Source organism: Kribbella sp. CA-245084 (assembly GCF_050942355.1).
GTDB lineage: Bacteria > Actinomycetota > Actinomycetes > Propionibacteriales > Kribbellaceae > Kribbella.
On record NZ_CP192053.1, the window covers coordinates 2,623,929 to 2,648,884 of the forward strand.

Here is a 24,956-nt window from a genome sequence, read left to right on the forward strand (position 1 = left end):
ATTGATGAAAACCACAGTATTGTTGCTAGGAGCAACCGTGGCCGCGGTCGGAACGCTGGCTGCGTGCGGAGGCAACAACACCGATCAGACAAGCACCGGCGGAGCTGCTGCTGGGGCTGCGGTCTCGGTCCAGAACGTGAGCGGGGTCGGTCAGACGCTGGTCGACTCGTCCGGCAAGACGCTGTACTTCGCCGACCAGGAGGCCGGCGGGATGATCAAGTGCACGGGCAACTGCCTGAGCTTCTGGATGCCGGCCACAGGCACCGCCGCCGACGCGAAGTCGGTGACCGGTCTGGCCGTCACGAAGCGCACCGACACCGGCGCCGACCAGCTGACCTTCCAGGGCAAGCCGCTCTACACCTTCAAACTCGACACCGGAGCCGGCAAGGCCCAAGGCAACAACGTCACCGATTCCTTCTCCGGCACAAGCTTCACCTGGCACGCCGCCACAACCACAGCCGCGGCCGCACCTTCTCAAGCAACGTCCAGCTCGTCCGGCGGCGGCGGTTACGGCTACTGATCCTCGACCAGGACGCGAACGTCCCACGGGCCGAGCTCGAGCTTGCCGTTCGTCGGCCGGTCCGCGAGGACGTCGCGGGCCGGACCGGGCACCTTGATATCGACGCTGCCCCACGACCAGTTGTGGACGAATCGGAGCCGCCGTCCGTCCGCAGCGGTCGCGGACGTCACGGTCACACTGCTCGGCAACTCGGACCATGCGACTGGCTTGATCCACCGGAAGAGGGCTGCGGCGAGGGCCGGATTGGGGACCGTACCGACGTACGTGACCCGGCCGGACCCGCAGGCCCGCGTGGTGATCGCCGGCCACCTGCCGAAGTGCGGATCGTCATAGCCGGCCAGAACCTCGGCGCCGTCGAGCTGAAGCCCGTCTGCCCAGCGGGTTGCGGCAGCGTCGTCCCCGAGCTCTAGGCCGCCGGCACCGTGAACGGACAGGTCTACGTCGAGATTGCTGTACTCGTCGTACCGGACACCGGCTGCGGCCGACAGTCTGGCGGGCTGCATGTCGGTGCGGACCCGCGCCTCGACGTCGGCGTACCCCGTGCGCGGTCCGACGACCAGGTGGCCGCCGGCCTCGGCGTACGCGACCAGTCGGTCCAGCAGGCCGTCGTCGGCCAGATAAAGCGCAGGTACGACGAGAATCGAGTGCTCCTCGACCGAGCCCGTGAACTGACTCGTGTGCAGGATGCGGACCTGGAGGCCGGCGTCGAAAGCCCCACGATAGAAGGGGTCGAAGAATCCGTGGTACGAGCGCTCGTCCGGGCTGCCGTCCTCCCGCGCGAGCGCCGGGTACTTCTGCATCAGCCACTTGCTGGGCAGTGAGTACAGCATCGTCACGTCGTTGTCCGGGGTGATGCCGGCAACGAGTGAGCCGGCGGCATCGAACTCCGCACCCAGCTGTGCGACCTCCCGGTAGACCCGACCCGGTTCACCACTGTGAGGAAGGACTCCACCCCAATAGGTCTCCGCACCGAAGTGCAGGGTGTGCCAATGCCAGTACTCGATCATGCTGGCGCCACGAGACACCAGGGCCCACGCTGCCTGGCGCCACTGGCCGTCGTACGCCGGACGGTTGTTCCACGGGTAGCCGATGGACTGCGCGTTGGTCTCCGTGACGAGAAAAGGCCGCTGCTGGGACGAGTACATCCGGTCTGCGCTGAGGTAGAGCGCCCAGGTGCCACTCGTGGTCCAGCCCTGCTGAGCCGGACCGTGAGGTGGGTGCAGCAGGCCGTCCTGCATTGCGTAGTACGCGTTGCCGGTGGTGACGTCCAGACGCCGTACCAGCTCGTCGTCGGCGACGGCCGGGCGCTCGTAGGCGATGCACGTGGTGACGAACTGGTCCGGTCGCGAGTACTCACGGACGAGGTCGGCCTGCCAGCCGATGAACTCCGTTGTCTGATCTGCCTGGAACTGCCGCCACGCCACGTCGTACTGCGGCTGGACGTTACCGTCGGGAGTCCACAGGTCGGCCCAGTCCGACAGGCGGTGCGACCAGTAGACGAGACCCCAAGCGTCGTTGAGATTCTGGACGTCGCCGTACTTGTCCCGGAGGCTGTCCACGAAGCGCTGGAAGACCCCGTGGTTGTGGAGCAGTTCGTTACCTGGTTCGTTGTCGACCTGGAACCCGATCACGGCCGGATGCCCGGCGTACCGGCCGGCGATCTTCCGGATCACCCGCTCCGCGTGGAACCGGAAGCCGGGATGCGTGAAGTCCACCTCCTGCCGCGCGCCCCACCCGATCCGCTGACCCGTCTTCCGCTCGCCGGTGATCTCCGGATACAACCGCACCAGCCACGGCGGCACGGCGTACGTCGGAGTGCCGAGCACGACCGCGATACCGCGCCGGAGCGCGCCGTCGAGGACGGGTTGCAGCCAGTCGAGGTCGAAGCGGCCGTTCTGCGGCTCCCAGGTCGACCAGACCGACTCGCCGACGCGGATCACCGAGAAGTGCGCCGCGGCCATCAGGTCGAGATCCCGCTCGAGGCGATCGTCCGGTTGGTATTCGTGATAGTACGCAGCTCCGAAGAGCACACGCTCGTGCACGCTTTCTCCAATAATAGAAGGGAATCAGGCCTTGACGCCGCCGGCGGCCAGCCCTGACTGCCAGTACCGCTGCAGCAGGAGGAAGGCGGCGATCAGCGGTAGCACGGACAGGAACGAGCCGGTGATGACCAGCGAGAGCACGGCTCCGGTCGTGCCGCCGCCGGCGCTGGCCTGGGACGACCACGCGGCCAGCCCCACGGTGATCGGATACAGATCCGGGTTGTTGAGCATGATCAGCGGCAGGAAGTAGTTGTTCCAGGTCGCGACCAGGGTGAACAGCAGCACCGTGACGATGCCCGGCGCGAGCATCCGGAGCGCGACCTGGAAGAAGATCCGGAACTCGCCGGCGCCGTCGATCCGGGCCGCCTCGATGATGCCGTCCGGTACGGCGTCCTGCGCGTAGATCCGCATCAGGTACAGCCCGAACGGGCTCACCAGCGACGGCAGGATGATCGCCAGCGGCGTGTTCACCAGCCCCGCCTTGCTGAACAACAGGTACGTCGGGATCGCGAGGGCCGTGGTCGGGACCATGATCGCGCCGAGCACGGCCCCGAACAGCGCCGCGTTCCCACGGAACCGGTACTTGGCGAAACCGTATCCGCCCAGCGCACACAGGAACGCCGCCCCACCGGCACTGACGACCGCGTAGAAGACGGTGTTGCCCATCCAACGGGTGAAGACCCAGCCGTCGGTCGTCACGGTCTGTTTGATGTTCGAGAACAGGGAGATGTCGTGCGCGAACCACAGGCCGAAGCTCGAGAACAGGTCGCCGACCGTCTTGGTCGATGCGACGAACAGCCAGAACAACGGCAGCAGGAAGTAGATCAGCAGGACCGCCATGGCGACGGTCAGCGCGGTGCTGCGGCGACCGGTCATACCCGGCTCCTTCTGGTGGTGATGAACAGGACGGCATAGGACGCGACGACGATGACCGCGCCGAGCAGGAACGAGACCGCCGCGGCGTAGTTCACTTCCTGGCCGGTGAACGCGAGCGTGTAGGCGTAGAGGTTGGGCGTGTAGCCGCTGTCGATCACGCTCGGCGCCAGCCGCTGCATCAGTTGGGGCTCGTTGAACAGCTGGAAGCTGCCGATGACCGAGAAGATCACGCAGATCAGAAGAGCGGGTCGCAGCGCCGGGATCTTGATGCTCCACGCGGTCCGGATCGCGCCGGCGCCGTCAACGGCCGCGGCCTCGTACAGGTCGTGCGGGACCGCGCGCAGAGCGGCGTACAAGATGATCATGTTGTAGCCGGTGAACTCCCAGGTGACGACGTTCGCGAGGGAGCCGAGCATCCAATCGGGGGTGAGGAACTTCGGCGCGGCTGTCCCGACCTTGTCGGCGAGCTGGGCGAACGGGCCGAAGTCGCGACCGTACAGATAGCCCCACATGAGTGCCGCGACGACGCTCGGCACGGCGTACGGCAGGAAGATTCCCAGCCGGAACACCTTCGCGATACGCAGCAGGCCGCTGTCGATGGCCAAGGCCGCCAGCAGCGCGATCACGAGCATGACCGGGACCTGGATCAGGAAGAACAACCCAACGCGGCCCACACCGTGCAGGAGCCGCGGATCGGTGAGGGCGCGGGTGTAGTTGCCCATCCCGGCGAAGACCGTCCCGCCGATCAGCCGCTCCTGGAAGAGGCTGAGGTACGCCGCGTAGGCGAGGGGGAGGATCAGCATGGCGAGGAACACCAGCATGAACGGTGCCACGAACAGGTAGCCGGTCCGGGCGTGGCTCACACCGCCGCGCCGATGCCGATGGCCCTGACTGCGGCTCGGGGCCCGCGCCCCGAGCCGCCGATCGGTGGTGTCGACACTCATTGGTCGACCTTGAAGCCCTGGTTCTGGGCGTACTTCGTGGTCCGTTGCTGCCATTGATCGAGCGCCGCGCTGGTGTCGGTCTTGTTCGCGAACGACTTGCCGACGGTCTCGTTCCAGTCGCTGACGGTCTGGTCCAGGAACGGCGGCCACTGGAACTTCGTGTCCACGGTGTCGCTGATCCCGGCGAACAGCTTGTTCACCGGCTGGCCGCCGTAGAAAGGCAGCGGCCGGTCGACGAACGAGCTGTCTGCCAACAGGGCTTTCGTGACCGGGAACAGGAACTGCTGGGTCGCGAACATCTTGGCCGACTCCGGATCGGTGTTGATGGACTCGGCCAGCTTGGCCGCGGCGATCGGATTCTTCGTTCCCTGGACGACGGCGGTCGTCGAGCCGCCCCAGTTGCCGGAGACGTTCTTGCCGGCGTCCCACTGGGGGAGCGGCGCGGCCCGCCACTTGCCGCTGGTCGCCTTCGCGCTTCCCTCCAGGAAGACCGGGCCCCACGCGGCAGTGAGCCAGGTGGCGTACTTGCCCCGGTTCAGCGCCTGGTACCACGCGTCGTTGAAGTCGGCGTCGGCAGAGACCGAGCCGTCCTTGATCAGACCGCTCCAGTAGTCGGCCACCTTCTTGGACCCGTCGCCGTTGAGGTCGATCTTGACCGAGTCGGCGCTCGGCGTCTCGAACGGGTTCACGCCGGCCTGCCAGAGCAGCCCGAACCACACTCCGGCCTGGCTCTGCGCGAGGTTCGTCATCGACACGTTCGGGTCCGCGGCGTGCAGCTTGCGGGCGGCCGCCGCGAACTCGTCCCAGGTCTTCGGTACGCCGATGCCGTACTTGTCGAAGATGTCCTTGCGGTACAGCATTCCCATCGGCCCGCTGTCCTGCGGAACCGCCCAGACCTGACCGCCGGACCCGACCACTTGCTGCCAGGTCCACGGCACGAACTGGTCCTTGAGCGCCTCCGCGCCGTACGGCCGCAGGTCCATCAGACTCTTGGTGAGCGCGAACGTCGGGATGTACTGGAACTCGATCTGGACCGCATCGGGGAAACCGGTCCCGGCCTTGAGCGCCGTGCGCAGCTTGGTGTACTGCGGCGTGCCCTGGCCGGCATTGACCACCTTCACCTTGATCGCCGGGTACTTCTTCTGGAACAGGTCGACCTCCTTCTGGATGTTCGGCACCCAGGTCCAGAAGGTGAGGTCGGTCGGCGTGGTCATGGCCTTGTCGATGTCGGACTGGCTGACGGTCTGCGCCTGGCTCGCACTGCCTGACGACGACCCGTTACCTCCGCCGCAGGCGGCCAGAGCCAGCGCGGCGGCAAGGGCGAGGGCGGTTCCGACGGCTGTGCGTCGGCGAATACGGTTGATGAACATTGCGAACAACTCCTCGAGTCGTGGCAAGGCGGTGCCCGGGCACGGGCCTCGGCCGGCGTGCCTGACAGGGGTACGGCGCAGCGTGCGCCGGACGTGAATGCGGCGATCAGCCCGCCGGATGCGGCGCGGCGGTGGAGTGGCGGACGACGAGCCGGAGCGGTGGTGACTCCGGGAGCGGCGAGCGGTCGCCGGTAGGCGACTCGATCTCGGTGACCAGGTTGGCGATCCCGCGGTCGACGTGGAGGTCGAAGTCCTGCGGGACGGTGGTGAGGGGCGGCGTCAGGAACGCCGCGGACGGGATGTCGTCGAAGCCGACGACGCTGACATCGCCGGGAACCGAACGGCCGGCCTCGGCGAGCGCACGCAGTACTCCGATGGCCATGTCGTCGTTGGCGACGAAGACCGCGGTGACGTCGGGATTCGCGGCCAGTTCACGGCCGGCGGCATAGCCGGAAGCAGGCAGCCAATCGCCTTCCAGCACAGGGGGTTCGGGCACACCGGCAGCCGCCAGCGCCTGGCGCCAGCCCGCCAGCCGGTCCTGAGCGGCCCACCAGCGCTGGGGGCCGGCGACGTGCCAGACCGTCCGGTGCCCGAGGCCGAGCAGGTGTTCGGTCGCGGTCCGGCCGCCGCCTACGTTGTCGCCGCCGGTAACCAGGCTCGGCTTCGCACTGAGCCCGGGCAACCGGCCGAAACTGAGCACGGGGAGGTCGGCCTCGATCGGTACGCCGTCGCCCTCGTCGATCGGCTCGGACAGGATGATCCCGTCCACACCTTGCTCGAGCAGGTGCTCGACCGCGTCGGCGATCGTGTCGCCTTCGAGGGTGTTCACGATGGTGACCGAGTAGCCGGTCGTCCGCAGCGCCCGTTCGACCGCCACCAGCTGGGTCGACGGGCCGAACAGCGCCGTACCGAGGCAGACCACCCCGATCCGCTTCGTCCGGCCGGAGTTGAGCGCTCGGGCAGCGTCGTTGCGTCGGTAACCCAGCTCCCGCACCGCAGCCTGGACCCGGAGCCGCACCTCTTCCTTGACGTACGGCTCACCGTTCAGAACCCGCGACACAGTCTTCTGCGAGACCCCCGCAAGCCGCGCGACATCGGTACTGCTGGGTTTGGCATCGCTCATGACTCCTCCGCTCTGACTGCGTAGTCATAATGTGTCTACGTAGTCAGAACGTCAAGACCTCAGGCCCAGGTGCGCCAGAGTCAGCGTTTGTAGGTGGCCGTGAGGCGGCCGCGGGCCACGGTGGCCGCGCCGACGGCTTTAAGCGCCTCGTCGAGTCCGGTGCCGGCGCCGTCGCAGGTGTACTCGACGGGGATCGCCCCGCCTTCGCGGAACGCCGTACTCGTCACCTTGATGCTCTCCGGGGCTGTGGCGGCAGGCTCTGTCGGATCGCCACCGCTGCACCCGGCTGTCAGCAGGACGGCGGTCGTCAACAGTAGGAGACGCACGTCCTCACGCTACTGCTCGATCAGTTTGATGATTGGGAGTTCGCGATCGGTCTTCTGTTGGTAGCCCGCGAAGCGTGGGGCGGTCGCGATGATTCGCTCCCACTCTTGGGCCCGTGCCGCGCCGTGAAGCTGTTCGGCGCGGACCTCGATCGTCTTGTTGCCGACCTCGATCCGGACCTGGTCGGGATGGGCGGCGAGGTTGTAGTACCACGCCGGATTCCCCGGAGCGCCGGCCGCGGAGGCGATGATCAGCCGGCTGCCGTCGGCGGCCGGGAGCCAGCTGACCGGTGTCACCCGTACCTCCCCGGACCTGCGTCCGATCGTGTGCAGGACCAAGATGTCGATGCCAACGACCCTGCCGCCCCGGCGCCGCATCACGGGGGCCACGAACTTGTTCAGCAACCGCCACGCGAGGCCGTTCGGCTGCCGAGCGCCACGGGTGCCGGCTCGGCTGTCGAAGCTCATCCCGTCACGCTACTGCCTGTCCTTCAGTGCCGTTCGGTCAGCTTGATGACGGGGAGCTCGCGGTCGGTCTTCACCTGGTACTCCGCGAACCGCGGCGCGGCTGCCGTGATCCGCTCCCACGCCTCCGCTCGCTCGGCGCCGTGCAACTGCTCCGCCCGGACCGCGATCGTCGTGCCGTCGATGTCGATCAGGACCTCGGGGTTCGCCGCCAGGTTGTAGTACCAGGCCGGGTTCTTGGGCGCTCCGGCGGCGGACGCGACGATCAACCGGCTGCCGTCGGCGCCGGGGAACCAGCCGACGGGTGTCCTGCGTTCCTCGCCGGACTTCCGCCCGATCGTCCGGAGTACCAGCGCGTCGAAGCCCATGAACTTGCTCCCGCGGCCGATCCGGCGGGCCATCAGGGCGTTCATCCAGCGCATCACCCGGCCCTTCGGCTGCCGCGCGCCGCGGGTGCCGGCCATCGCGTCGAAGCTCATCGGCGCGTCACCGCCTCGCGGGTGTGGACGGTCCGGGTCGTCGTGACCTCGACATCGTGGCCGAACGGCCGGCCTTCGAGGTTGAAGCTCCAGGACACGGTCGGAGTTATCCGCAGATACGGCGCCGGGCCGAACTGCCCGTCCCGCTCGACCAGTTCCGCCTCGCCGTAGATCCGCAGGTACCGAGGAACCCACGGGCGCACGGACGCCAGGTCGTCGACAACGAACGCGACCTTGACGTTCCCGTCCCGGACGTTGCGGTACTTGCGGGTGCGGACCGGGTCCATCCCGCCGACGTAGAGGTACGTCCCGTCGTACTCGAAGCCGACCGGCACCGCGTCCGGCTGGCCGTCGGCGGAGACGGTGGCGAGGCGGCCCAGGGGCTGGGACCGCAGATAGTCGGTCTCCGCTTCGCTGAAGGACATGGCTCTCCTTCGATAGTTAACGACATTGACTGTATGTGCCGTTAACTATACATGCCCTGTACCTTGGTGGATGTGACCGAGACCGAAGCCACCCGGCCTGTCGCCCGCTCCGGCCCGCTGTACGGCGCCGACCTGGCGGCCGACCAGATCGACACGGCCACCGGTCTCATCCAGCTGACCGGCCTCGTTCAGGGGATCTTCACCCGCATCGCCGAGCGGCATGAGCTGACGCCCGTTCAGGCGAGACTCCTGTGCGTTCTGCTCGGCGGCCCGCGCGGAATGGCCGAGCTGGCGAACTGCTTCGGCGTGGAGAAGGCGGCGCTGACCGGGTTGATGGACCGGGCCGAGAAGCGTGGGCTGGCGGAGCGCTCGGCGGTCCCGGGCAACAGGCGTGCCCTGCAGGTCAATCTCACCGAGGCCGGCCGCCGGGCCGCGACCCGGTTCCATGCCGATGTCGGCGAGGAGCTGACCAAGCTGACGGCGAGCCTGAGCGCAGCCGATCACGAACGCTTCCGCGCCGTCATGGCCGGCATCGTGACGAGTTGCCGCAGCGGCGACGGCCCCTGCTGACCGTCCGGTCGCTGGAAGCCCAAGGTCGCCGGACAGCCGTTTCCTATACGATCGCAGCGTGTCGAAGCCGCTGAGTTCCTGAGGTGTCCGCCGTCGTCGGTGCGTTCGGCGCGCTGGTCGCGGTCGCCGTGCTCGGGTACGTCGTCGGCCTCCTCGGCGTACTGCGGTCGCAGGACGAGCTGGTTCTGTCCCGGCTGGCGTTCTTCGTCGCGACGCCGGCGCTGCTGTTCACGACGGTCGCGCGGGCGGATCTGCGGGCGATCTTCTCGGTCGTGCTGGTCACCAACCTGCTGAGCCTTTTCGTGGTCCAGGTGGTGTTCCTCGTCGTCGCTGCCGCGATCTGGCGGCGCACTCGGTCGGAAGCGACGATCGGCGTACTCGCGTCGTCGTACGTGAACGCCGGGAACCTCGGCGTGCCGGTCGCGGCGTACGTGCTGGGGAACGGTGCGTTGGTCGCACCAATCGTGTTGTTCCAGGTCGTGATCATGGCGCCGATCGCGTTCGCCGTACTGGACCATGACCGGCAGGGGAGTGGACGGCGGGTGTCGCTGCGGACGATGGTGACGCGGCCGTTCCGCAATCCGCTGACCGTGGCGTCGTTGCTCGGGTTGCTGTTTTCGTTGCTGGGCGTGCGATTGCCGGAGGTCGTGATGCGGCCGATCGACTTGGTCGCCGCCGCGGCGGTGCCGGTTGCGTTGGTCGCTTACGGGTTGAGCCTGAGCGCGGGGACTAAGGACTCGATCACGTTGCGTCGGGACGTCGTACTCGCGGTCGTGTTGAAGACGTTCGTGCAACCACTGGTCGCCTACACCATCGCCCGCTGGGTCCTGGACCTCCACGGGCCTGCGCTACTGGCCCCGACTCTGCTGGCCGCCCTGCCTACTGCCCAGAACGTTTACGTCTATGCCGTTCACTACAGAGCGAGCCGCACGCTGGCGCGGAGCGCGGTCCTGCTGAGCACGTTGCTGTCGATCCCGGTCATGATCCTGATCGCAGGCCTGCTCGCCTGATTCGGTGTGCCAGTCAGTGCCAGTCAGCGCCAGTCAGCGCATGGCTTTGAAGGCTTCTTCGGCGACAGGCTCGACCTTGTCGACGTTGACGCCTTCGTTCGCGGACTGGGCGATGACCGTGAGGGTGTTGGAGCCGCGGTAGCACTGGGTCGGCAGGTTGCCGGACGACTCGACGCAGGTGGAGTTGCCGATCTTCTTGATCTTGTCCGGGGTCGCGCCGGAGTCGGCGACGGTCTTGTCGATGTCGACCTTGCCGCGCAGCGCGATGATCACGAACAGGCGATCGCCGTCGAGACTCCCGTACGCCTCGACCGTCACCTGCTTGCCGTTGTTGATCCGGCTCAACGCCTCTCGGGTCTGGTCGAGGCCGGCCTGGTCGCGGATCGTCTTGTCGGTGATCCGGTCGAGCCCGGCCAGCTTCGCCGGCGGGGTGATCCCGCGCTCGGTGTTCAGCCGGTTGAGCGGCCCGAGACCCCAGATGTACCCGAGCAGCGCCAGCGCGAGCAGTACGACGAGCGCCGCGGCGACCGTGACCCACGGCCCCCGGACCTTGATCCGTCGCCACCACTTCTTCTTCGGCTGCCCGCCCGCGCCATCAACGTTCGTGTCCCCAGCCGCTTCCCCAGCAGTCTTCACGGCCCCAGCAGCCTTCTCGGCGCCCACAGCCTTCTCGATCCCAGCAGCCGTCTCAGCACCCGCAGCCTTCTCGGCCCCAGCAGGCTTGTCGGCCCCGGCAGTATTGTCGGCTCCGGCGGAATTCTCGGCCCCGGCAGGGACTGCGGCCAGCTCGGCGGTGTCGGCGCCGGCGTCGGCCGTGGTGACGGCCTCCTCCGTCGGCGTCGGATCCGCCGGGGTGGTGGGGTCGCTCATGGGTTGGCTCCTCGGACGTTCGGTCACGGGGTTCGGACCCGATGCTTCCACATCAGCACAAACCGATCTCGCAGGGTAGTCGTTCCGCCACACGTGCCGGCGCCCGCCTCCATCAGGAGACGGGCACCAGGAGACAGGCAGCAGGAGACAGGCAGCGGGGAACGGGCTCAGAGCGCGGCGACGACCTTGACCGCGTCGGAGTCGTCGGCGTGCCAGACGATCTCGCCGGTGATCCGGCCCGCGGCCCGCAGGTCCGGCTCGGCGCGCTCGGCCAGCTCCAGCCGCGCCGCCGGACCGGTGACCTCGACCTTGCTGACCTCGGTCTTCATCGACACCTGCGCCTCGGACTTCGCCCCGCGAATCCCCGCGAGAACCTCCGAAACCGCGTCCAGAACCTCAGGCTCCTGCGCGGCGACCGCGAGATCGACATCCGGCTGCGGCCAGCTGGTCAGGTGGATCGAACCCTCCTGCCACCACGACCAGACCTCCTCGGTCGCGAACGGCAGGTACGGCGCGAGCAGCCGCAGCTGGACCGACAACGCAACGGCGAGCGCAGCCTTCGCGGAGGCTGCAGCGGCGTCACCCTGACCGCCGTACGCCCGCTCCTTGACCAGCTCGACGTAGTCGTCGCAGAACGTCCAGAAGAACCGCTCGCTGACCTCCAGCGCACCGGTGTAGTCGAACCGCTCGAAGGCCGCGGTGGCGTCGGCGACGACCGACCGCAGCCGCTGCAGCATCGCCAGGTCGACCGGCTCGGTGACCGCGGACGTGTCGACCGTCGTCGCACCGAACCCGAGAACGAACTTCGACGCGTTCAGGACCTTGATCGCGAGCCGGCGCCCGACCTTCATCTGCGACTCGTCGAACGGCGAGTCCATCCCCGGCCGGGCCATCGCCGCGCGCCAGCGGACCGCGTCCGCGCCGAACTTGTCCAGGATCTCGGTCGGGACGACCGCGTTGCCCTTGGACTTCGACATCTTCTTCCGGTCCGGGTCGACGACGAATCCGGAGATCATCGACCGCGCCCACGGCAGCGTGCCGTTCTCGAAGTGGGCCCGGACGACGCGGGAGAACAGCCAGGTCCGGATGATCTCGTGCGCGTGCGTGTTCAGATCCATCGGGAAGGTACGCCGGAATAGGTCGTCGTCGCGCTCCCAGCCGCAGGCGATGTGCGGGCTCAGCGACGACGTCGCCCAGGTGTCCATCACATCGGGATCGGCCTCGAATCCGCCCGGCTTGCCGCGCTGGGACTCGTCGTACCCCTGCGGTGCCTGTGAGGTCGGGTCGATCGGCAGCTCGGCCTCGGCCGGCATCAGCGGGTGCGCGTAGTCGGGCTCGCCGTCGGCGTCCAGCGGATACCAGACCGGGAACGGGACGCCGAAGTACCGCTGGCGGGAGATCAGCCAGTCGCCGTTCAGCCCCTCGACCCAGTTCAGGTAGCGGTGCCGCATGTGCTCGGGAACCCAGGCGAGCTCCTCGCCGCGCTCGAGGAACTCCTGCTTGAGCCCTTCGTCGCGTCCGCCGTTGGTGATGTACCACTGCCGGGTGGAGACGATCTCGAGCGGCTTGTCACCGTTCTCGTAGAAGTTCGCCATCCGCTCGGTGGGCTTCGGCTCGCCGTCCAGGTCGCCGCTCTCGCGCAGCTTCGCCACGATCAGCTCGCGGGCGCTGAAGACGGTCTTGCCGGCCAGCTCGCCGTACAGCTCGGCGGAGTCCTCGAGCCAGGCCGGGGTCTCGCGCAGGAACCGGCCGTCGCGGCCGATGACGGTGCGGACCGGCAGCTGCAGCTCGCGCCACCACTGGATGTCGGTCTGGTCGCCGAACGTGCAGCACATCGCGATGCCGGCGCCCTTGTCCATCTCGGCGGCCGGGTGGGACAGGACCGGGACCTCGACGCCGAACAGCGGCGACTTCACGGTCGTCCCGAACAGGTGCTTGTAGCGGTCGTCGTCGGGGTGGGCGATCAGCGCGACACAGGCCGGGATCAGCTCGGGCCGGGTGGTCTCGATGTAGATCGGCCCGTCGGCGCCGTGGAACGCGATCCGGTGGTAGGCGCCCGGATACGGCCGGGCCTCCATCTCGGCCTGCGCGACAGCGGTCTGGAATGTGACGTCCCAGACGGTCGGCGCCTCGGCCAGATACGCCTCGCCGCGGGCGAAGTTGCGCAGGAACGCGCGCTGCGACGTACGCCGGGAGTCCTCGGAGATCGTGGTGTAGAGGTGCTCCCAGTCGACGCTCAGGCCGACCGTCCGCCACATCGACTCGAACGCCTGCTCGTCGATGTGGGTGAGCTCACCGCACAGGTCGACGAAGTTCTGCCGGGCGATCGGGATCTGCTTCTTCGGGTCCGGCTTGGCCGGCGGGGTGAAGTCCGCGTCGTACGGCATGGAGGGGTCGCACTTGACGCCGTAGTAGTTCTGGACCCGGCGCTCGGTCGGCAGGCCGTTGTCGTCCCACCCGATCGGGTAGAAGACCTTCTTCCCGCGCATCCGCTGGAAGCGCGCGACCAGGTCGGTGTGGGTGTAGCTGAAGATGTGCCCGACGTGCAGCGATCCGGAGACCGTCGGCGGCGGCGTGTCGATCGAGAACACGTCGGCCCGCTCGGCGGTGCGGTCGAAGGCGTAGGTCTGCTGCTCCTTCCATACGGCAGCCCACTTCTCCTCGAGGCCTTCGAGGGTGGGCTTGTCTGGAACGCGGGACGTCTGGCTCATGCGCACAATCGTAGTGGTTGTCAAGGGGTGCTCCGAACGCTTATCCACAGGGCCCCCATAGACTGAGTCTCCTGATGAGCGACCTCTCTTATGCCGACGTGTCGGCCCTGCTCCAGGCGCGCTGGCCGGAGCACAAGATCGAGCCTTCCCTGGACCGGGTTCGGCGGCTCGTCGAGCTGCTCGGCGACCCCCAGAAGGCCTACCCGGTGGTGCACCTGACCGGGACCAACGGCAAGACGTCCACGGCCCGGATGATCGACACCCTGCTGCGCGAGGCGGGGCTGCGGACCGGCCGGTTCACCAGCCCGCACCTGGAGTCGGTGCGCGAGCGGATCACGCTGGACGGTGAGCCGATCAGCGAGGAGCGCTTCGTCGAGGCCTACGCCGAGATCGCGCCGTACCTCGACGTCGTCGACGCCGAGCAGGAGCACCCGCTGACGTTCTTCGAGGTGATGACCGGCATGGCGTACGCCGTGTTCGCGGACGCACCGGTCGACGTCGCGGTGATCGAGGTCGGCCTGGGCGGGTCCTGGGACTCGACCAACGTCGCCGACGGAACGGTCTCGGTGATCACGCCGATCGCGGTCGACCATGCGCACATCCTCGGCGCGGATCCGGTCACGATCGCCGGTGAGAAGGCCGGCATCATCAAGGCCGGCGGTACGACGGTGATGTCGCAGCAGAGCCTGGAGGTCTTCGAGGTCCTGCTCCGCCGGGCCGCCGAGGTCGGCTCGCAGGTGGCCCGTGAGGGGATCGAGTTCGGTGTCGTCAACCGCACGCTCGCGGTCGGCGGCCAGGTCATCTCGGTGAAGGGCCTCGGCGGCGAGTACGACGAGTTGTTCATCCCGCTGCACGGTGAGTTCCAGGCGCACAACGCCGCCGCCGCGATCGCCGCGGTCGAGGCGCTGCTCGGCGCCAGCCCCGAGACCGAGGGCCGGGTCACCACCGAGCTGCTGCAGGCCGGGTTCGCCGAGGTCACCAGCCCGGGCCGGCTGGAGGTCGTCCGGCAGAGCCCGACGATTGTCGTGGACGCCGCGCACAACCCGCACGGCGCCGAGGCGACCGCGGCCGCGGTTTCGGAGGCGTTCCAGTTCCAGCCGCTGATCGGCGTCCTCGGCTGCATGAAGGACAAGGACGTGTACGGCGTCCTCGAGGCATACGAGCCGATCATGGAAACGGTCGTCTGCACCCGGAACAGCTTCGTCGAGCGCTCGATGCCGGCCGAGGAGCTGGGCGAGCTCGCGGCCGAGGTGTTCGGCGAGGACCGGGTGGTGGTCCGCCCGCACCTGATCGACGCGATCGACGACGCGATCCGGCTGGCCGAGGAGAACTCGGTCGCGTTCGGCAGCGGCGGCGTACTGATCACCGGCTCCGTCATCACCGCCGGTGAGGCCCGCACGCTACTGGTTCGCAAGTCGAAGGACGCGACGACATGAGGTCGCTGGCGTCGATCTCGCTCGGGTTCGAGATGATCGTGCTCGCGCTGGTGACGCCGGTGATGATCTCGGTCGCGGACGTCCGGCCGGCAGTAGCAGTGCCGGTGTGCCTCGGGCTGGCGGTGCTGGCGCTCGTGGCCGCCGGCCTGTTGAAGTACCGGGTCGGCTACGTGCTCGGCTCGCTGGTCCAGGTCGGCGCGGTCGGGCTCGGCTTCGTCGTACCGGTGATGTTCCTGCTCGGTGCCGCCTTTGCGGCGTTCTGGGTGGCGGCCATCGTGCTCGGCCGCCGCATCGACGAGGCCAAGAAGGCGCATGAGGCCCGTGCGGCTCGTGAGGCCCCCGAAGCACAGAGCAGTTAGGCTCAGCCGCCCACCCTAGTTCGAGAGAGAGTTGACAGATGTCGCAGCGCACCCTGGTCCTGCTGAAGCCCGACACGGTCCGCCGCGGCCTGGTCGGTGAGGTGCTCGGCCGGTTCGAGGCCAAGGGGCTCCGGATCGTCGCGATGGACCTGCGCACGATCGACGGCGAGATGGCCGACCAGCACTACGCCGAGCACGTCGAAAAGGCGTTCTACCCGCCGCTGCGCGACTTCGTCACCAGCGGCCCGCTGGTCGCGATGGTGCTCGAGGGCGACGAGGCGATCGAGGTCATCCGCGCCGCCAACGGCGCGACCGACGGCCGCAAGGCCGCGCCCGGGACCATCCGTGGCGACTTCTCGCTGTCGAACCGCGAGAACCTCGTCCACGGCTCCGACTCCGAGGAGTCCGCGAGCCGCGAGATCAAGATCTGGTTCCCCGACCTGCCTTGATCACAAGGCCGTTCGCGCCCGGGAGGCCAGTTCGGACGCCGGGTGAGTAAGCGGATACGATACGTGCCGGACGGACCGGTCGTGTCGGTCCACGGGCTTTGCGCGGGCGGCGCTTAGCCTGAGTTGGGGTCGAGTGGGAGGTGCCGCGGTGGCGAACAGCATGCTCGGCCGCGACATGGCGGTCGACCTCGGGACGGCGAACACCTTGGTCTACGTGCGCGGGCGGGGCGTCGTGCTGAACGAGCCGTCCGTGGTCGCGACCCGGACGGACGACCCGCGCGAAGCGGTCGCGTTCGGTCACGAGGCGAAGAAGATGATCGGCCGGACGCCGGGCAACATCACTGCGATCCGGCCGCTCAAGGACGGCGTGATCGCCGACTTCGACGCAGCGGAGCAGATGCTGCGGTACTTCATCCAGCGCGTGCACCGCCGGCGGTACTTCGCGAAGCCGCGGATCGTGGTCTGCGTCCCGTCCGGGATCACCGCGGTCGAGCAGCGCGCGGTCCGCGACGCCGGGTACATGGCCGGCGCCCGCAAGGTCTACATCATCGAGGAGCCGATGGCCGCGGCGCTCGGCTCGAACCTCGAGGTCCGCGACGCCACCGGCAACATGGTCGTCGACATCGGCGGCGGTACGACGGAGGTCGCGGTCATCTCGTTCGGCGGCATCGTCACCAGCCAGTCGATCCGGGTGGCCGGCGACGCGATCGACAAGTCGATCGTGAACTACTGCAAGAAGGAGTTCTCGCTGCTGCTCGGCGAGGCGACCTCGGAGCAGATCAAGATGACGATCGGGTCGGCCTTCCCGACCACCGACGGCCCGGACAGCGAGATCCGCGGCCGCGACATGGTCTCCGGCCTGCCGCGGACTGTGAAGGTCTCGTCGGCCGACATGCGCCAGGCGATCGAGGAGCCGATCACCGCGATCGTCGACGCGGTCAAGGCGACGCTGGACAAGACCCCGCCGGAGCTGGCCGGCGACATCGTCGACCGTGGCATCGTGCTGACCGGCGGCGGCGCGCTGCTCAAGGGGATGGACGAGCGGCTGCGGCACGAGACAGGCATCCCGATCCACGTCGCGGAGAATCCGCTCGACGCCGTCGTCCTCGGCGCCGGCAAGTGCGTGGACAACATCGAGACCCTCAACCGCATCCTGGTCACCGACAACCGGCGCTGAGGTCCACCCGATGCTCAAAGACCTCGGTACACCCGCCCGCAGCGCGATCCGTTCGGCAGGCGCCCCGCTCCGCGCGACCGGCATGCCGCGGCAGATCCGCCGCCGCCGGACCGTGCTCGTGCTGGTGATCCTGGCCTGTTTCACGCTGATCGTGCTCGACGCCCGCCGCTCGGCCGGTTCGCCGGTCGAGCCGCTGCGGGAGGCCGCGGCCGGCGTGTTCGGTCCGCTGGAGTCGACCGCGAGCTCGGCCCGGCAGCCTGTGGACAACCTCCGCGACCGGTTCGCGGAAATGGATAGGTTGAAAGCAGAGAACGAAAAACTCAAGCAGGACAACGAGAATCTGACCCAGGAGCTGAACACCTCCGACTACGCCCGCAACCGGGCGCAGGAGTTGGACAAGCTGCTCAAGGTCGCGCCGGCGTACACGATGACGCCGGCCCGGGTGATCGGGATCGGTGGCGCGCAGACGTTCAGCCACACGGTCACGATCGACGCCGGGACGGCGGACGGCGTGCACACCGACATGACCGTGATGAACGGGACCGGTCTGGTCGGCCGAGTGGTGCGCACCACCGCGGGGACCGCGACCGTGCTGCTGATCGGCGACCGCAACTCGACCGTCGGCGGCCGGCTGAACTCGTCGATGGCGCTCGGCTTCGTCTCCGGGCGCGGCGACCTGGCCGGCACCCTCGACTACAAGCTCGTCGACCCGAAGGCCCGGCCCAAGGTCGGGGACCGGATCGTCACCTGGGGCTCGAGCGGCAACGCGCCGTACGTGCCAGGCGTCCCGATCGGCGTCGTCACCTCCGTGACGCCGAACGAAGGCTCCCTCGGATCCACCGCAACCATCAAGCCGTACGTCGACCCGACTCGGATCGACACCGTCGGCGTGGTCACCGGACCACCCGCCCGCCCACCGCGAGCCCCACTACCAGGGAAGGGGAACTGACACCGTGATCGCTTTACGCATCGGCCTGGCTGCCTTCTTCCTGATGGTGGCCGTGACCGTGCAGACGTCCGTCCTGACCAACATCGCAGTCGCTGGGGTGACGTGTGACCTCACGCTGATCGTGGTGATCGCACTCGCGCTGTCCCGCGGGCCGGAGTGGGGTGCGATCGCCGGATTCGTCGGCGGCCTGCTGCTGGACGTCGTGCCGCCGGCGGACCACACCGCGGGCCGCTGGGCCTTGTCGCTCGCGATCGCGGGGTACGTCGCCGGCCTGATCCGCCGCGAGACCTCCAGCGGGCCGGTCGGTCCGCTCGGTGTTGCGCTCACGGTCGTGCTCGGGACGGCGGTCTCGTTCTTCATCTACAGCGCGACCGGCTCGCTGCTGCACGACCCGTCGGTCGACTGGGGTGAGTTCGGCGTCCGCCTCGGCATCGCCGCCGGGTACGACGTGGTCGGCGCGATCGTGGTGATTCCGCTGGTCATGTGGATCATGGGCCGCGTCCAACCCGCCCGCGAGCGGCGAGTCGCGCCATGAGCTGGGACGGCTTCGAGGCCCCACTGAAGGCCCGGTTGCGGTTGTTCGTGATCGGGGTGCTGGTTTTCTCCTTGCTGTGCACGCTTTTCGGCCGACTTTGGTACATGCAGGTGATGTCGAGCGCCGACTACACGCAGGCCGCGACCGCTCAGCACATCCGGCAGGTCCTGATCCCCGCCCCGCGCGGCACGATCGTCGACTCCCAAGGCCGGACCCTCGTCGGCAACCGGGTCTCGCTGATGATCACCGTCGACCGGTCGGTGCTCGCCAAACTCCCCGACAGCCAGCAGAACGTCGTCCTCGCCCGGCTTGCCAAGGTGCTCGGCCAGAAGCCCGCGGACCTCAAGGCCCGCACCATGCTGTGCGGAGAGCCCGGCGCGTCCAAACCACCCGCCTGCTGGAACGGCACGCCGTACCAGCCGATCCCGGTGGCCAAGGACGTCAGCGAGCAGGTCGCGATCGACGTGATGGAGCGCCGCGAGGACTTTCCCGGGATCGCCGCCGACTCGCAGACGCTCCGCGCGTACCCCGAGCCGTACAAGGTGAACGCGGCGCACATCCTCGGCTACCTGTCGCCGATCACCACCGGAGAGCTCGAGGACATGGACAAGGCCGGGCAGGACTCGGTCCCACACCGGTCCGACCTGGTCGGTCGCGCCGGCATCGAGCGCTCGTACGACAAGCTGTTGCGCGGCACGCCCGGCGAGAAGGACGTGATCGTCGACGCGGTCGGGTACACCACCGGCATCAAGAAGCAGACCGCGCCGGTCCCGGGCGCGACGCTGGTCACCACGATCGACGCGCGGATCCAGGCCTCGGTCGAGGCCAACCTGAAGAACGCGATCATGACCGCGCGCAAGCAGACCGACCCGGTGACCCACAAGAAGTACGTGGCCGACTCCGGTGCCGCGGTGGTCATGGACACCAAGACCGGCCGGGTCGTCGCAATGGCCAGCTACCCGACGTACGACCCGGGCGTCTGGGTCGGCGGTATCAGCCAGCGCGAGCTCGACGCCTTGTACTCGACCAAGTCCGGGACGCCGCTGGTCTCCCGTGCGCTGCAGGCCCAGCTGGCGCCGGGCTCGACGTTCAAGCCGATCACGACCTCGGCCGCGCTGAGCTCCGGGTACAGCACGAAGACCCGGCTCGACTGCTCCTCGTACTTCGAGGTCGGCAACCGCCGGTTCAAGAACTACGAGTCGGCCTCGTACGGGATGATCGGCTTCGACCGGGCGCTGGCGCTGTCCTGCGACACGTTCTTCTACCGGGTCGCGTATGCGCTCTGGCTGAAGGAGGGCGGCAACTCCAGCGACATCAGCACGTACGACCCGCTGGTCGAGATGGCGAAGAAGTTCGGCCTCGGCAAGCCGACCGGGATCGACCTGCCCGGCGAGGCGACCGGCCGGATCGCCGACCGCCAGTGGAAGAAGACGTACTACGACTCGATGAAGGACTACTACTGCAAGCTGTCGGCCAACCCGCCGGCCGGCACGTCAGCATTCCTCAAGCAATTCGCCCGCGAGTTCTGCGTCGACGGCTACAAGTACCGAGCCGGTGACGCGGTGAACTTCGCGATCGGCCAGGGCGACACCACCGTCACCCCGCTGCAACTCGCGACCGTGTACTCCGCCCTGTCGAACGGCGGCACGCTCTTCGAGCCGCGCGTCGTCCAGTCGTGGGTCGGCGCGAACGGCAAGCCGCACGAGATCAAGCCGGCGGTGAAGGCCAAGCTCCCGGTCGCGAAGAACACCCTGAAGTACATCGACACCGCGCTGAAGCAGACCACGATCAGCGGCACTGCTGCCTGGAAGTTCCAGGGCTTCCCGCTCGACAAGATCCCGGTCCGCGCCAAGACCGGTACGGCTGAGGTCTACGGCAAGCAGACGACGTCCTGGCTGGCGTCGTACACCGATCGGTACGCCGTGGTGATGATGATCAGCCAGGCGGGTACCGGTTCGGGCGCCGGCGGTGACGCGGTCCGCAAGATCTACGAGACGCTGTACAACATCAAGCCGGCGCCGCCGCCCGGACAAGAGAAGCCGAAGCAGTGAGGGCGCGCAGATGGCAACCCTGACTCCGATCCGGATGCGATCGCGGATGGACCGGCGGTCGACCGTGTGGCAGGTGGACTGGGTCCTCGTGCTGGCCGTCGTCGCGTTGTCGTTCCTGGGCGCGATGCTGATCTGGTCCGCGACCCACAACAGGACCTCGCTGACCGACGGCAACCAGTACGCGTTCCTCGTCCGGCACGCGCTGAACTTCGCGATCGGCCTGATCCTCGCGATCGGCGCTGCGGTCACGGATCATCGCCGGGTCCGCATCCTCGCACCGGTTCTGTACGCCGCATCGATCGTCGGCCTGATTCTGGTCCTCGTGCCCGGCGTCGGCTCGACGATCAACGGCTCACGGTCATGGATCCAGCTGCCGTTCATGTCGATCCAGCCCAGCGAGTTCGCCAAGCTCGCGGTGATCGTCGGGATGGCGCTGCTGATCGCGGAGAAGGGCGAGACCGACCGCAACGAGAACGCCCGGACCGTCGACGTCGCGCAGGCCGTCGCGGTCGCCGCGTTGCCGGTGATCCTGGTGATGCTGCAGCCCGACCTCGGCACGGTGATGGTGCTCGGCTCGATCGTGTTCGGGATCATCGCGGTGTCCGGCGTACCGAAACGGTGGATGCTCGGTCTGCTCACCATGGGTGTGCTCGTCGCGGCGATCGCGATCAAGCTGCACATCCTGAAGCAGTACCAGATCTCCCGCTTCATCGCGTTCGCGCACCCGTCGTCGGATCCGCAGGGCATCGGGTACAACGTGAACCAGGCCCGGATCGCGATCGGGAACGGCGGCGTCTTCGGGCAGGGGCTGTTCCACGGCGGTCAGACGCAGAACGCGTTCGTCCCCGAGCAACACACCGACTTCGTCTTCACGGTCGCGGGGGAGGAGCTCGGGCTGATCGGCGCCGGCGCGATCATCGTGCTGTTCGCGGTCATCCTGTTCCGCGGGCTGCGGATCGCGATCAACGCGCGGGACGCGTTCGGCCGGCTGGTCGCGACCGGGATCGTCTGCTGGTTCGCGTTCCAGGCGTTCGAGAACATCGGCATGACGCTCGGCATCATGCCGGTCACCGGCCTGCCGCTGCCGTTCGTGTCGTACGGCGGTTCCTCGATGTTCGCCTGCCTGCTCGCCGTCGGCCTGCTGCAGAACATTCACCTGAGGTCCCACCGCTACTGACCGAGGAACTGACACGTCAGGTACGCTCCCAGCGCGCTCCTCAGTCCAGTCCGAGAGGCACCATGACCAGGTACGTGTCGTTCCCGCTCGCCCTCGCCACCGCCCTCACGCTGTCCCTCACCGCCTGCGGCGGCGATGACGACAAGAAGGACGCCGGTACGGCGCTCACGCCCACCCCGAGCTCGACGCCCAGCGCGCCGTCGTCGACGTCGCCGACGTCGCCGACGTCGACCGTGCCGGTGACCCGGACGGCCGACGAGCTGACCAAGGCGCTGCTCGAGCTCAACGACCTGCCGAGCGGGTTCTCCCAGGAGAAGGACGAAGCCGACGACGGTTCGAAGCCGTTCTCGTCGTCGAGCAGCCGCTGCAAGACCCTGGTCAAATACCTGAACGCCACCAAGGCTCCCGGGTCGAAGGCGAGCGTGACCCGCACCTTCACCGGCGGCCAGGAGGGCCCGTACATCGACTACGGCCTCGACTCGATGGGCACCGCAGCCGAGGTCGGCGACCTGCGCGACTCGTACGCGAAGGCCGTCGACTCCTGCACCAAGGTGACGCTGAAGACCGAGGGCTCCGGCAACACCTCGATGAAGGTCGAGAAGATCACCGCCCCGGCGTACGGCACGAAACCGTTCGCGTTCCAGCTCACCGGCACCAGCGGGCCCAAGCGCGGCCTCGAGTACACCGCGGCCGTCACCGGCGTCGGCGACGTGATCATCTCCGTCGGCGTGCTGGCCGGCCAGGGCGGAGAACTCGAGCCGGCGACCGAGGCAGCCGTCACGAAGGCCCGACAGGTCCTCAGGCCTGCGTGACCGGAGTCACACCGGTCACTGTCACGCCGGCGTCGCGTGCCGCCGTCGTGTTGGCATGGACGAGCGGATGAGTTTCAGGAAGGTCTCGCCGGCCGGCTTCCGGGCCGTGTACAGCGTGGAGAACTATGTGCAGGGCGTTCTGGACCCCACGGTGCTGCACCTGATCAAGGTCAGGGCGTCGATGCTCAACGGCTGCGCGTACTGCCTCGACATGCACACGGCGGACGCGTTGAAGGAGGGTGAGAGCAGCCAGCGCCTGTTCGGGCTGGCTGCCTGGCGCGACTCCTCGTTCTACGACGAGCGTGAGCGTGCCGCGTTGGGGCTGACCGATGCGGTCACGGTGCTCGAGCGTCACGGCGTACCGGATGAGGTGTGGGACGCGGTGGTCGAGCACTTCGGTGAGGAGGGGGCTGCGAACGTGCTCCTCGCGATTGGCACCATCAATCTGTGGACCCGTCTGAACGTCGCGACCCGGAGACAGCCGGAACTGGCCGGTTGATCCTGCAGGAGTTCGAGTCTGCGCGCGGCATGCTCGCCGGCCTCGCGTACCGGTTGCTGGGCAGCTGGCACGACGCCGAGGACGTGCTGCAGGACGCGTACGTCCGCTGGTCCGCCGCCGACCGCACCGACGTGGCCGAGCCGCGTCGCTACCTGACCCGGGTGGTGACGCGGCTGTCCGTCGACGTACTCCGGACCAGGCAGGCGCGCCGCGAGAGCTACACCGGCGAGTGGCTCCCGGAGCCGGTCTCCGCGGATGCGCTGGAGCTCGAGGACCTCTCGATGGCGCTCCTGCACCTGATGGAGCGACTCACTCCACCGCAGCGCGCTGTCTACGTACTGCGCACCGCCTTCACCCTCCCGTACGACGAGATCGCCGAGATCCTCGACCGTACGCCGGAACACTGCCGCCAGCTCCACCGCCGCGCAGTCCAAGGGCTCGACCTGGACCGAGCGCGCTTCGAACCGACGATCGAGGAGCAGCAGCGGCTCCTGCTCGACTTCGTCGCTGCCGCCCGCGACGGCGACCTCGTCCGGCTGGAGGCGATGCTGAAGGACTCGGTCACCTCGTGGACCGACGGCGGCGGCGTCCGCCGCGCGGCGCGCAAGCCGGTGGTCGGGCGCGCGAAGGTGGCCCAGTTCTTCACCCACATCTACGGTCGCCCCGCGCTGAGCGTCGTACCGCTCGACTTGGTCACCGGTCCGGCGCTGGACATTCAGCTCAACGGCAGACGCCATGTCCTGGTGCTGGACGTCGACGCTGGGCAGATCGCAGGCATCCGGGTCGTCGCGAGTCCGGCCAAGTTGTCTGCCCTCGAGCGTTCGTAATGCTCAGTCCCCGGCGGCCAGGGGCATGATCGTAGTGCGGCGGTGGTGTTCGAAGACGACCGAGCTGCGGATGTCGGCGATCTCCTGGCGTTTGGCCAGGGCGAGGACGAGGTCGCGCAGCGCCTGGGTGTCCTTGACGGCGACGTGGGCGAGGAAGTCCGAGGCGCCGGAGACCATGAACATGTCCAGGGTCTGCGGAAGCTGCATCACGTAGTCCTGGAACGCGGTGGCGACCGCCATCGCCTGTGGCCGGAGCTTGATCGAGATGATCGCCTGGGTGGACCGGTCGATCGCCTGCAGATCCACCTCCGCCCGGTACCCGCGGATCACCCCTCGGTCGCGCAGTCCGCGGATCCGCTCCAGGCACGTCGACGGCGCGATCCCGAGCTCGGCGGCCATGTCCCGGTTGGTCCGCCGGGCGTCGTTCTGCAGCATCCGCAGCAGCGCCGTATCAAGTTCGTCCATGACAGGAAGTTTCGCAGATCCGCCGAACGATGTTCGGATCACGGAGTACGACGCCGTGCGTCCGGCTAGCTTTGCCGCCGTGCTGACGAACAAGATGGTCGTGGTCATCGCCGCCGGGACGCCGGTCGGCGTGGCCCTCAACACCGCTGCCCTGCTCGGCGTAGGCCTCGGCCACCACCACGACGACGTGGTCGGCCCCGACACCGTCGACGCCTCCGGCGAAGTCCACACCGGCATGGGCGCCTATCCGATCCCGGTACTGCGAGGCACGGCCGAGCAACTGCACGACCTCCGCACCCAGGCCGCGGCCCGGCCGGACGTCACCGTCCACGACATGCACGAAGCCGCCCAGAAGGCCCGCACCTACGACCAGATGTCGCAGACCCTCGCCGGCACCAAACCCGAGGACATCACCTACCTGGGCCTCGCCCTCTACGGCCCGCGCGCAGCCGTCGACTCGCTGACTGGAGCTCTGGGTCTCTACCGCTAGCC

27 protein-coding genes are annotated in these 24,956 nt (G+C 68.3%); 15 read left to right on the forward strand and 12 right to left on the reverse strand.

From position 1 onward, the window contains the following. Positions 1-4: 4 nt before the first annotated feature. Positions 5-520, forward strand: coding sequence for a hypothetical protein (locus tag ACQPYH_RS12740; protein WP_432890414.1), 516 nt, complete (start codon positions 5-7; stop codon positions 518-520). On the opposite strand, the gene ACQPYH_RS12745 is transcribed toward ACQPYH_RS12740, so the two are convergent. From ACQPYH_RS12745 to ACQPYH_RS12785, 9 genes are all read right to left on the reverse strand, one after another. Next, positions 514-2,562 (reverse strand): beta-galactosidase, encoded by a 2,049-nt coding sequence (locus tag ACQPYH_RS12745; RefSeq protein WP_432890416.1) that lies wholly within the window; start codon positions 2,560-2,562, stop codon positions 514-516. The two genes, ACQPYH_RS12740 and ACQPYH_RS12745, sit on opposite strands and share 7 nt — an antisense overlap. A 24-nt stretch (positions 2,563-2,586) precedes the next feature. Beyond that, the gene (locus ACQPYH_RS12750; RefSeq protein ID WP_432890419.1) at positions 2,587-3,438 is read right to left on the reverse strand and encodes a carbohydrate ABC transporter permease; all 852 of its coding nucleotides are present in this window, start codon (positions 3,436-3,438) and stop codon (positions 2,587-2,589) included. Beyond that, entirely contained in the window at positions 3,435-4,382 is a 948-nt protein-coding gene (locus ACQPYH_RS12755; RefSeq protein WP_432890422.1) for a carbohydrate ABC transporter permease, read from the reverse strand. The genes ACQPYH_RS12750 and ACQPYH_RS12755 overlap by 4 nt, the downstream gene beginning before the upstream one ends. Beyond that, positions 4,379-5,752 (reverse strand): extracellular solute-binding protein, encoded by a 1,374-nt coding sequence (locus ACQPYH_RS12760; RefSeq protein ID WP_432890425.1) that lies wholly within the window; start codon positions 5,750-5,752, stop codon positions 4,379-4,381. Before ACQPYH_RS12760 ends, ACQPYH_RS12755 begins: the two co-directional genes overlap by 4 nt. Before the next feature lie 106 nt (positions 5,753-5,858). Beyond that, positions 5,859-6,875 (reverse strand): LacI family DNA-binding transcriptional regulator, encoded by a 1,017-nt coding sequence (locus ACQPYH_RS12765; protein WP_432890428.1) that lies wholly within the window; start codon positions 6,873-6,875, stop codon positions 5,859-5,861. Positions 6,876-6,955: 80 nt separating this feature from the next. Beyond that, positions 6,956-7,201, reverse strand: coding sequence for a hypothetical protein (locus ACQPYH_RS12770; protein ID WP_432890431.1), 246 nt, complete (start codon positions 7,199-7,201; stop codon positions 6,956-6,958). A gap of 9 nt (positions 7,202-7,210) precedes the next feature. Beyond that, positions 7,211-7,666 (reverse strand): nitroreductase/quinone reductase family protein, encoded by a 456-nt coding sequence (locus ACQPYH_RS12775; RefSeq protein ID WP_432890434.1) that lies wholly within the window; start codon positions 7,664-7,666, stop codon positions 7,211-7,213. 23 nt (positions 7,667-7,689) lie between these two features. Continuing rightward, entirely contained in the window at positions 7,690-8,142 is a 453-nt protein-coding gene (locus ACQPYH_RS12780; RefSeq protein WP_432890437.1) for a nitroreductase/quinone reductase family protein, read from the reverse strand. Continuing rightward, positions 8,139-8,567, reverse strand: a complete 429-nt coding sequence (locus tag ACQPYH_RS12785) for a PPOX class F420-dependent oxidoreductase (protein WP_432890440.1) — start codon at positions 8,565-8,567, stop codon at positions 8,139-8,141. The genes ACQPYH_RS12780 and ACQPYH_RS12785 overlap by 4 nt, the downstream gene beginning before the upstream one ends. 72 nt (positions 8,568-8,639) lie before the next feature. On the opposite strand from ACQPYH_RS12785, the gene ACQPYH_RS12790 reads away from it, so the two are divergent. Both ACQPYH_RS12790 and ACQPYH_RS12795 read left to right on the forward strand, forming a co-directional pair. Beyond that, entirely contained in the window at positions 8,640-9,137 is a 498-nt protein-coding gene (locus ACQPYH_RS12790) for a MarR family winged helix-turn-helix transcriptional regulator (RefSeq protein WP_432890443.1), read from the forward strand. Between the two features lie 83 nt (positions 9,138-9,220). Continuing rightward, a complete protein-coding gene (locus tag ACQPYH_RS12795; protein ID WP_432890446.1) occupies positions 9,221-10,147 on the forward strand; it encodes an AEC family transporter in 927 nt (308 codons plus the stop codon). Between the two features lie 33 nt (positions 10,148-10,180). On the opposite strand, the gene ACQPYH_RS12800 is transcribed toward ACQPYH_RS12795, so the two are convergent. Together ACQPYH_RS12800 and valS are read right to left on the reverse strand one after the other, a co-directional pair. Beyond that, on the reverse strand, positions 10,181-11,017 hold the full coding sequence (locus ACQPYH_RS12800) for a hypothetical protein (protein WP_432890449.1): 837 nt from the start codon (positions 11,015-11,017) through the stop codon (positions 10,181-10,183). 167 nt (positions 11,018-11,184) lie between these two features. Continuing rightward, on the reverse strand, positions 11,185-13,728 hold the full coding sequence (gene valS, locus ACQPYH_RS12805; RefSeq protein WP_432890452.1) for a valine--tRNA ligase: 2,544 nt from the start codon (positions 13,726-13,728) through the stop codon (positions 11,185-11,187). Positions 13,729-13,802: 74 nt separating this feature from the next. On the opposite strand from valS, the gene ACQPYH_RS12810 reads away from it, so the two are divergent. From ACQPYH_RS12810 to ACQPYH_RS12860, 11 genes are all read left to right on the forward strand, one after another. Beyond that, on the forward strand, positions 13,803-15,164 hold the full coding sequence (locus ACQPYH_RS12810) for a bifunctional folylpolyglutamate synthase/dihydrofolate synthase (protein WP_432890455.1): 1,362 nt from the start codon (positions 13,803-13,805) through the stop codon (positions 15,162-15,164). Continuing rightward, positions 15,161-15,523 carry a DUF4233 domain-containing protein gene (locus tag ACQPYH_RS12815; protein ID WP_432890458.1) on the forward strand — a complete coding sequence of 121 codons (363 nt, stop codon included), beginning with the start codon at positions 15,161-15,163 and terminating at the stop codon, positions 15,521-15,523. Before ACQPYH_RS12810 ends, ACQPYH_RS12815 begins: the two co-directional genes overlap by 4 nt. A gap of 38 nt (positions 15,524-15,561) precedes the next feature. Then, positions 15,562-15,972 (forward strand): nucleoside-diphosphate kinase, encoded by a 411-nt coding sequence (gene ndk, locus ACQPYH_RS12820; RefSeq protein WP_130438888.1) that lies wholly within the window; start codon positions 15,562-15,564, stop codon positions 15,970-15,972. Between the two features lie 148 nt (positions 15,973-16,120). Further along, the gene (locus tag ACQPYH_RS12825) at positions 16,121-17,149 is read left to right on the forward strand and encodes a rod shape-determining protein (protein WP_277876961.1); all 1,029 of its coding nucleotides are present in this window, start codon (positions 16,121-16,123) and stop codon (positions 17,147-17,149) included. Between the two features lie 10 nt (positions 17,150-17,159). Next, the gene (mreC, locus tag ACQPYH_RS12830) at positions 17,160-18,098 is read left to right on the forward strand and encodes a rod shape-determining protein MreC (protein WP_432890461.1); all 939 of its coding nucleotides are present in this window, start codon (positions 17,160-17,162) and stop codon (positions 18,096-18,098) included. A gap of 4 nt (positions 18,099-18,102) precedes the next feature. Beyond that, on the forward strand, positions 18,103-18,633 hold the full coding sequence (gene mreD, locus ACQPYH_RS12835) for a rod shape-determining protein MreD (protein WP_432890463.1): 531 nt from the start codon (positions 18,103-18,105) through the stop codon (positions 18,631-18,633). After that, a complete protein-coding gene (gene mrdA, locus ACQPYH_RS12840; protein WP_432890465.1) occupies positions 18,630-20,684 on the forward strand; it encodes a penicillin-binding protein 2 in 2,055 nt (684 codons plus the stop codon). The genes mreD and mrdA overlap by 4 nt, the downstream gene beginning before the upstream one ends. A gap of 10 nt (positions 20,685-20,694) precedes the next feature. Beyond that, on the forward strand, positions 20,695-21,861 hold the full coding sequence (gene rodA / locus ACQPYH_RS12845; RefSeq protein WP_432890468.1) for a rod shape-determining protein RodA: 1,167 nt from the start codon (positions 20,695-20,697) through the stop codon (positions 21,859-21,861). 62 nt (positions 21,862-21,923) lie between these two features. Continuing rightward, entirely contained in the window at positions 21,924-22,673 is a 750-nt protein-coding gene (locus tag ACQPYH_RS12850) for a hypothetical protein (RefSeq protein ID WP_432890470.1), read from the forward strand. A 67-nt stretch (positions 22,674-22,740) separates the two neighbouring features. After that, positions 22,741-23,172 (forward strand): carboxymuconolactone decarboxylase family protein, encoded by a 432-nt coding sequence (locus tag ACQPYH_RS12855; protein ID WP_432890472.1) that lies wholly within the window; start codon positions 22,741-22,743, stop codon positions 23,170-23,172. Further along, positions 23,121-23,999 carry a sigma-70 family RNA polymerase sigma factor gene (locus ACQPYH_RS12860; protein ID WP_432890475.1) on the forward strand — a complete coding sequence of 293 codons (879 nt, stop codon included), beginning with the start codon at positions 23,121-23,123 and terminating at the stop codon, positions 23,997-23,999. Before ACQPYH_RS12855 ends, ACQPYH_RS12860 begins: the two co-directional genes overlap by 52 nt. 3 nt (positions 24,000-24,002) lie before the next feature. Here ACQPYH_RS12860 and ACQPYH_RS12865 read toward each other — a convergent pair whose 3' ends face one another. Next, on the reverse strand, positions 24,003-24,464 hold the full coding sequence (locus ACQPYH_RS12865) for an Lrp/AsnC family transcriptional regulator (RefSeq protein WP_432890478.1): 462 nt from the start codon (positions 24,462-24,464) through the stop codon (positions 24,003-24,005). On the opposite strand from ACQPYH_RS12865, the gene ACQPYH_RS12870 reads away from it, so the two are divergent. Beyond that, entirely contained in the window at positions 24,463-24,954 is a 492-nt protein-coding gene (locus ACQPYH_RS12870; RefSeq protein ID WP_432890481.1) for a DUF2000 domain-containing protein, read from the forward strand. The genes ACQPYH_RS12865 and ACQPYH_RS12870 overlap by 2 nt on opposite strands. The last annotated feature ends 2 nt before the right edge of the window (positions 24,955-24,956 follow it).

Excerpts from the sequence above, each read along its gene's own strand:
- ACQPYH_RS12740 (WP_432890414.1), top strand. The coding sequence starts at position 5 with ATGAAAACCACAGTATTGTTGCTAGGAGCAACCGTGGCCGCGGTCGGA.
- ACQPYH_RS12750 (WP_432890419.1), bottom strand. The coding sequence starts at position 3,438 with ATGACCGGTCGCCGCAGCACCGCGCTGACCGTCGCCATGGCGGTCCTG.
- ACQPYH_RS12755 (WP_432890422.1), bottom strand. The coding sequence starts at position 4,382 with ATGAGTGTCGACACCACCGATCGGCGGCTCGGGGCGCGGGCCCCGAGC.
- ACQPYH_RS12760 (WP_432890425.1), bottom strand. The coding sequence starts at position 5,752 with ATGTTCATCAACCGTATTCGCCGACGCACAGCCGTCGGAACCGCCCTC.
- ACQPYH_RS12765 (WP_432890428.1), bottom strand. The coding sequence starts at position 6,875 with ATGAGCGATGCCAAACCCAGCAGTACCGATGTCGCGCGGCTTGCGGGG.
- ACQPYH_RS12775 (WP_432890434.1), bottom strand. The coding sequence starts at position 7,666 with ATGAGCTTCGACAGCCGAGCCGGCACCCGTGGCGCTCGGCAGCCGAAC.
- ACQPYH_RS12780 (WP_432890437.1), bottom strand. The coding sequence starts at position 8,142 with ATGAGCTTCGACGCGATGGCCGGCACCCGCGGCGCGCGGCAGCCGAAG.
- ACQPYH_RS12785 (WP_432890440.1), bottom strand. The coding sequence starts at position 8,567 with ATGTCCTTCAGCGAAGCGGAGACCGACTATCTGCGGTCCCAGCCCCTG.
- ACQPYH_RS12800 (WP_432890449.1), bottom strand. The coding sequence starts at position 11,017 with ATGAGCGACCCCACCACCCCGGCGGATCCGACGCCGACGGAGGAGGCC.
- valS (WP_432890452.1), bottom strand. The coding sequence starts at position 13,728 with ATGAGCCAGACGTCCCGCGTTCCAGACAAGCCCACCCTCGAAGGCCTC.
- ACQPYH_RS12810 (WP_432890455.1), top strand. The coding sequence starts at position 13,803 with ATGAGCGACCTCTCTTATGCCGACGTGTCGGCCCTGCTCCAGGCGCGC.
- ACQPYH_RS12815 (WP_432890458.1), top strand. The coding sequence starts at position 15,161 with ATGAGGTCGCTGGCGTCGATCTCGCTCGGGTTCGAGATGATCGTGCTC.
- ndk (WP_130438888.1), top strand. The coding sequence starts at position 15,562 with ATGTCGCAGCGCACCCTGGTCCTGCTGAAGCCCGACACGGTCCGCCGC.
- mreC (WP_432890461.1), top strand. The coding sequence starts at position 17,160 with ATGCTCAAAGACCTCGGTACACCCGCCCGCAGCGCGATCCGTTCGGCA.
- mrdA (WP_432890465.1), top strand. The coding sequence starts at position 18,630 with ATGAGCTGGGACGGCTTCGAGGCCCCACTGAAGGCCCGGTTGCGGTTG.
- rodA (WP_432890468.1), top strand. The coding sequence starts at position 20,695 with ATGGCAACCCTGACTCCGATCCGGATGCGATCGCGGATGGACCGGCGG.
- ACQPYH_RS12850 (WP_432890470.1), top strand. The coding sequence starts at position 21,924 with ATGACCAGGTACGTGTCGTTCCCGCTCGCCCTCGCCACCGCCCTCACG.
- ACQPYH_RS12855 (WP_432890472.1), top strand. The coding sequence starts at position 22,741 with ATGAGTTTCAGGAAGGTCTCGCCGGCCGGCTTCCGGGCCGTGTACAGC.
- ACQPYH_RS12870 (WP_432890481.1), top strand. The coding sequence starts at position 24,463 with ATGACAGGAAGTTTCGCAGATCCGCCGAACGATGTTCGGATCACGGAG.
- ACQPYH_RS12865 (WP_432890478.1), bottom strand. The coding sequence starts at position 24,464 with ATGGACGAACTTGATACGGCGCTGCTGCGGATGCTGCAGAACGACGCC.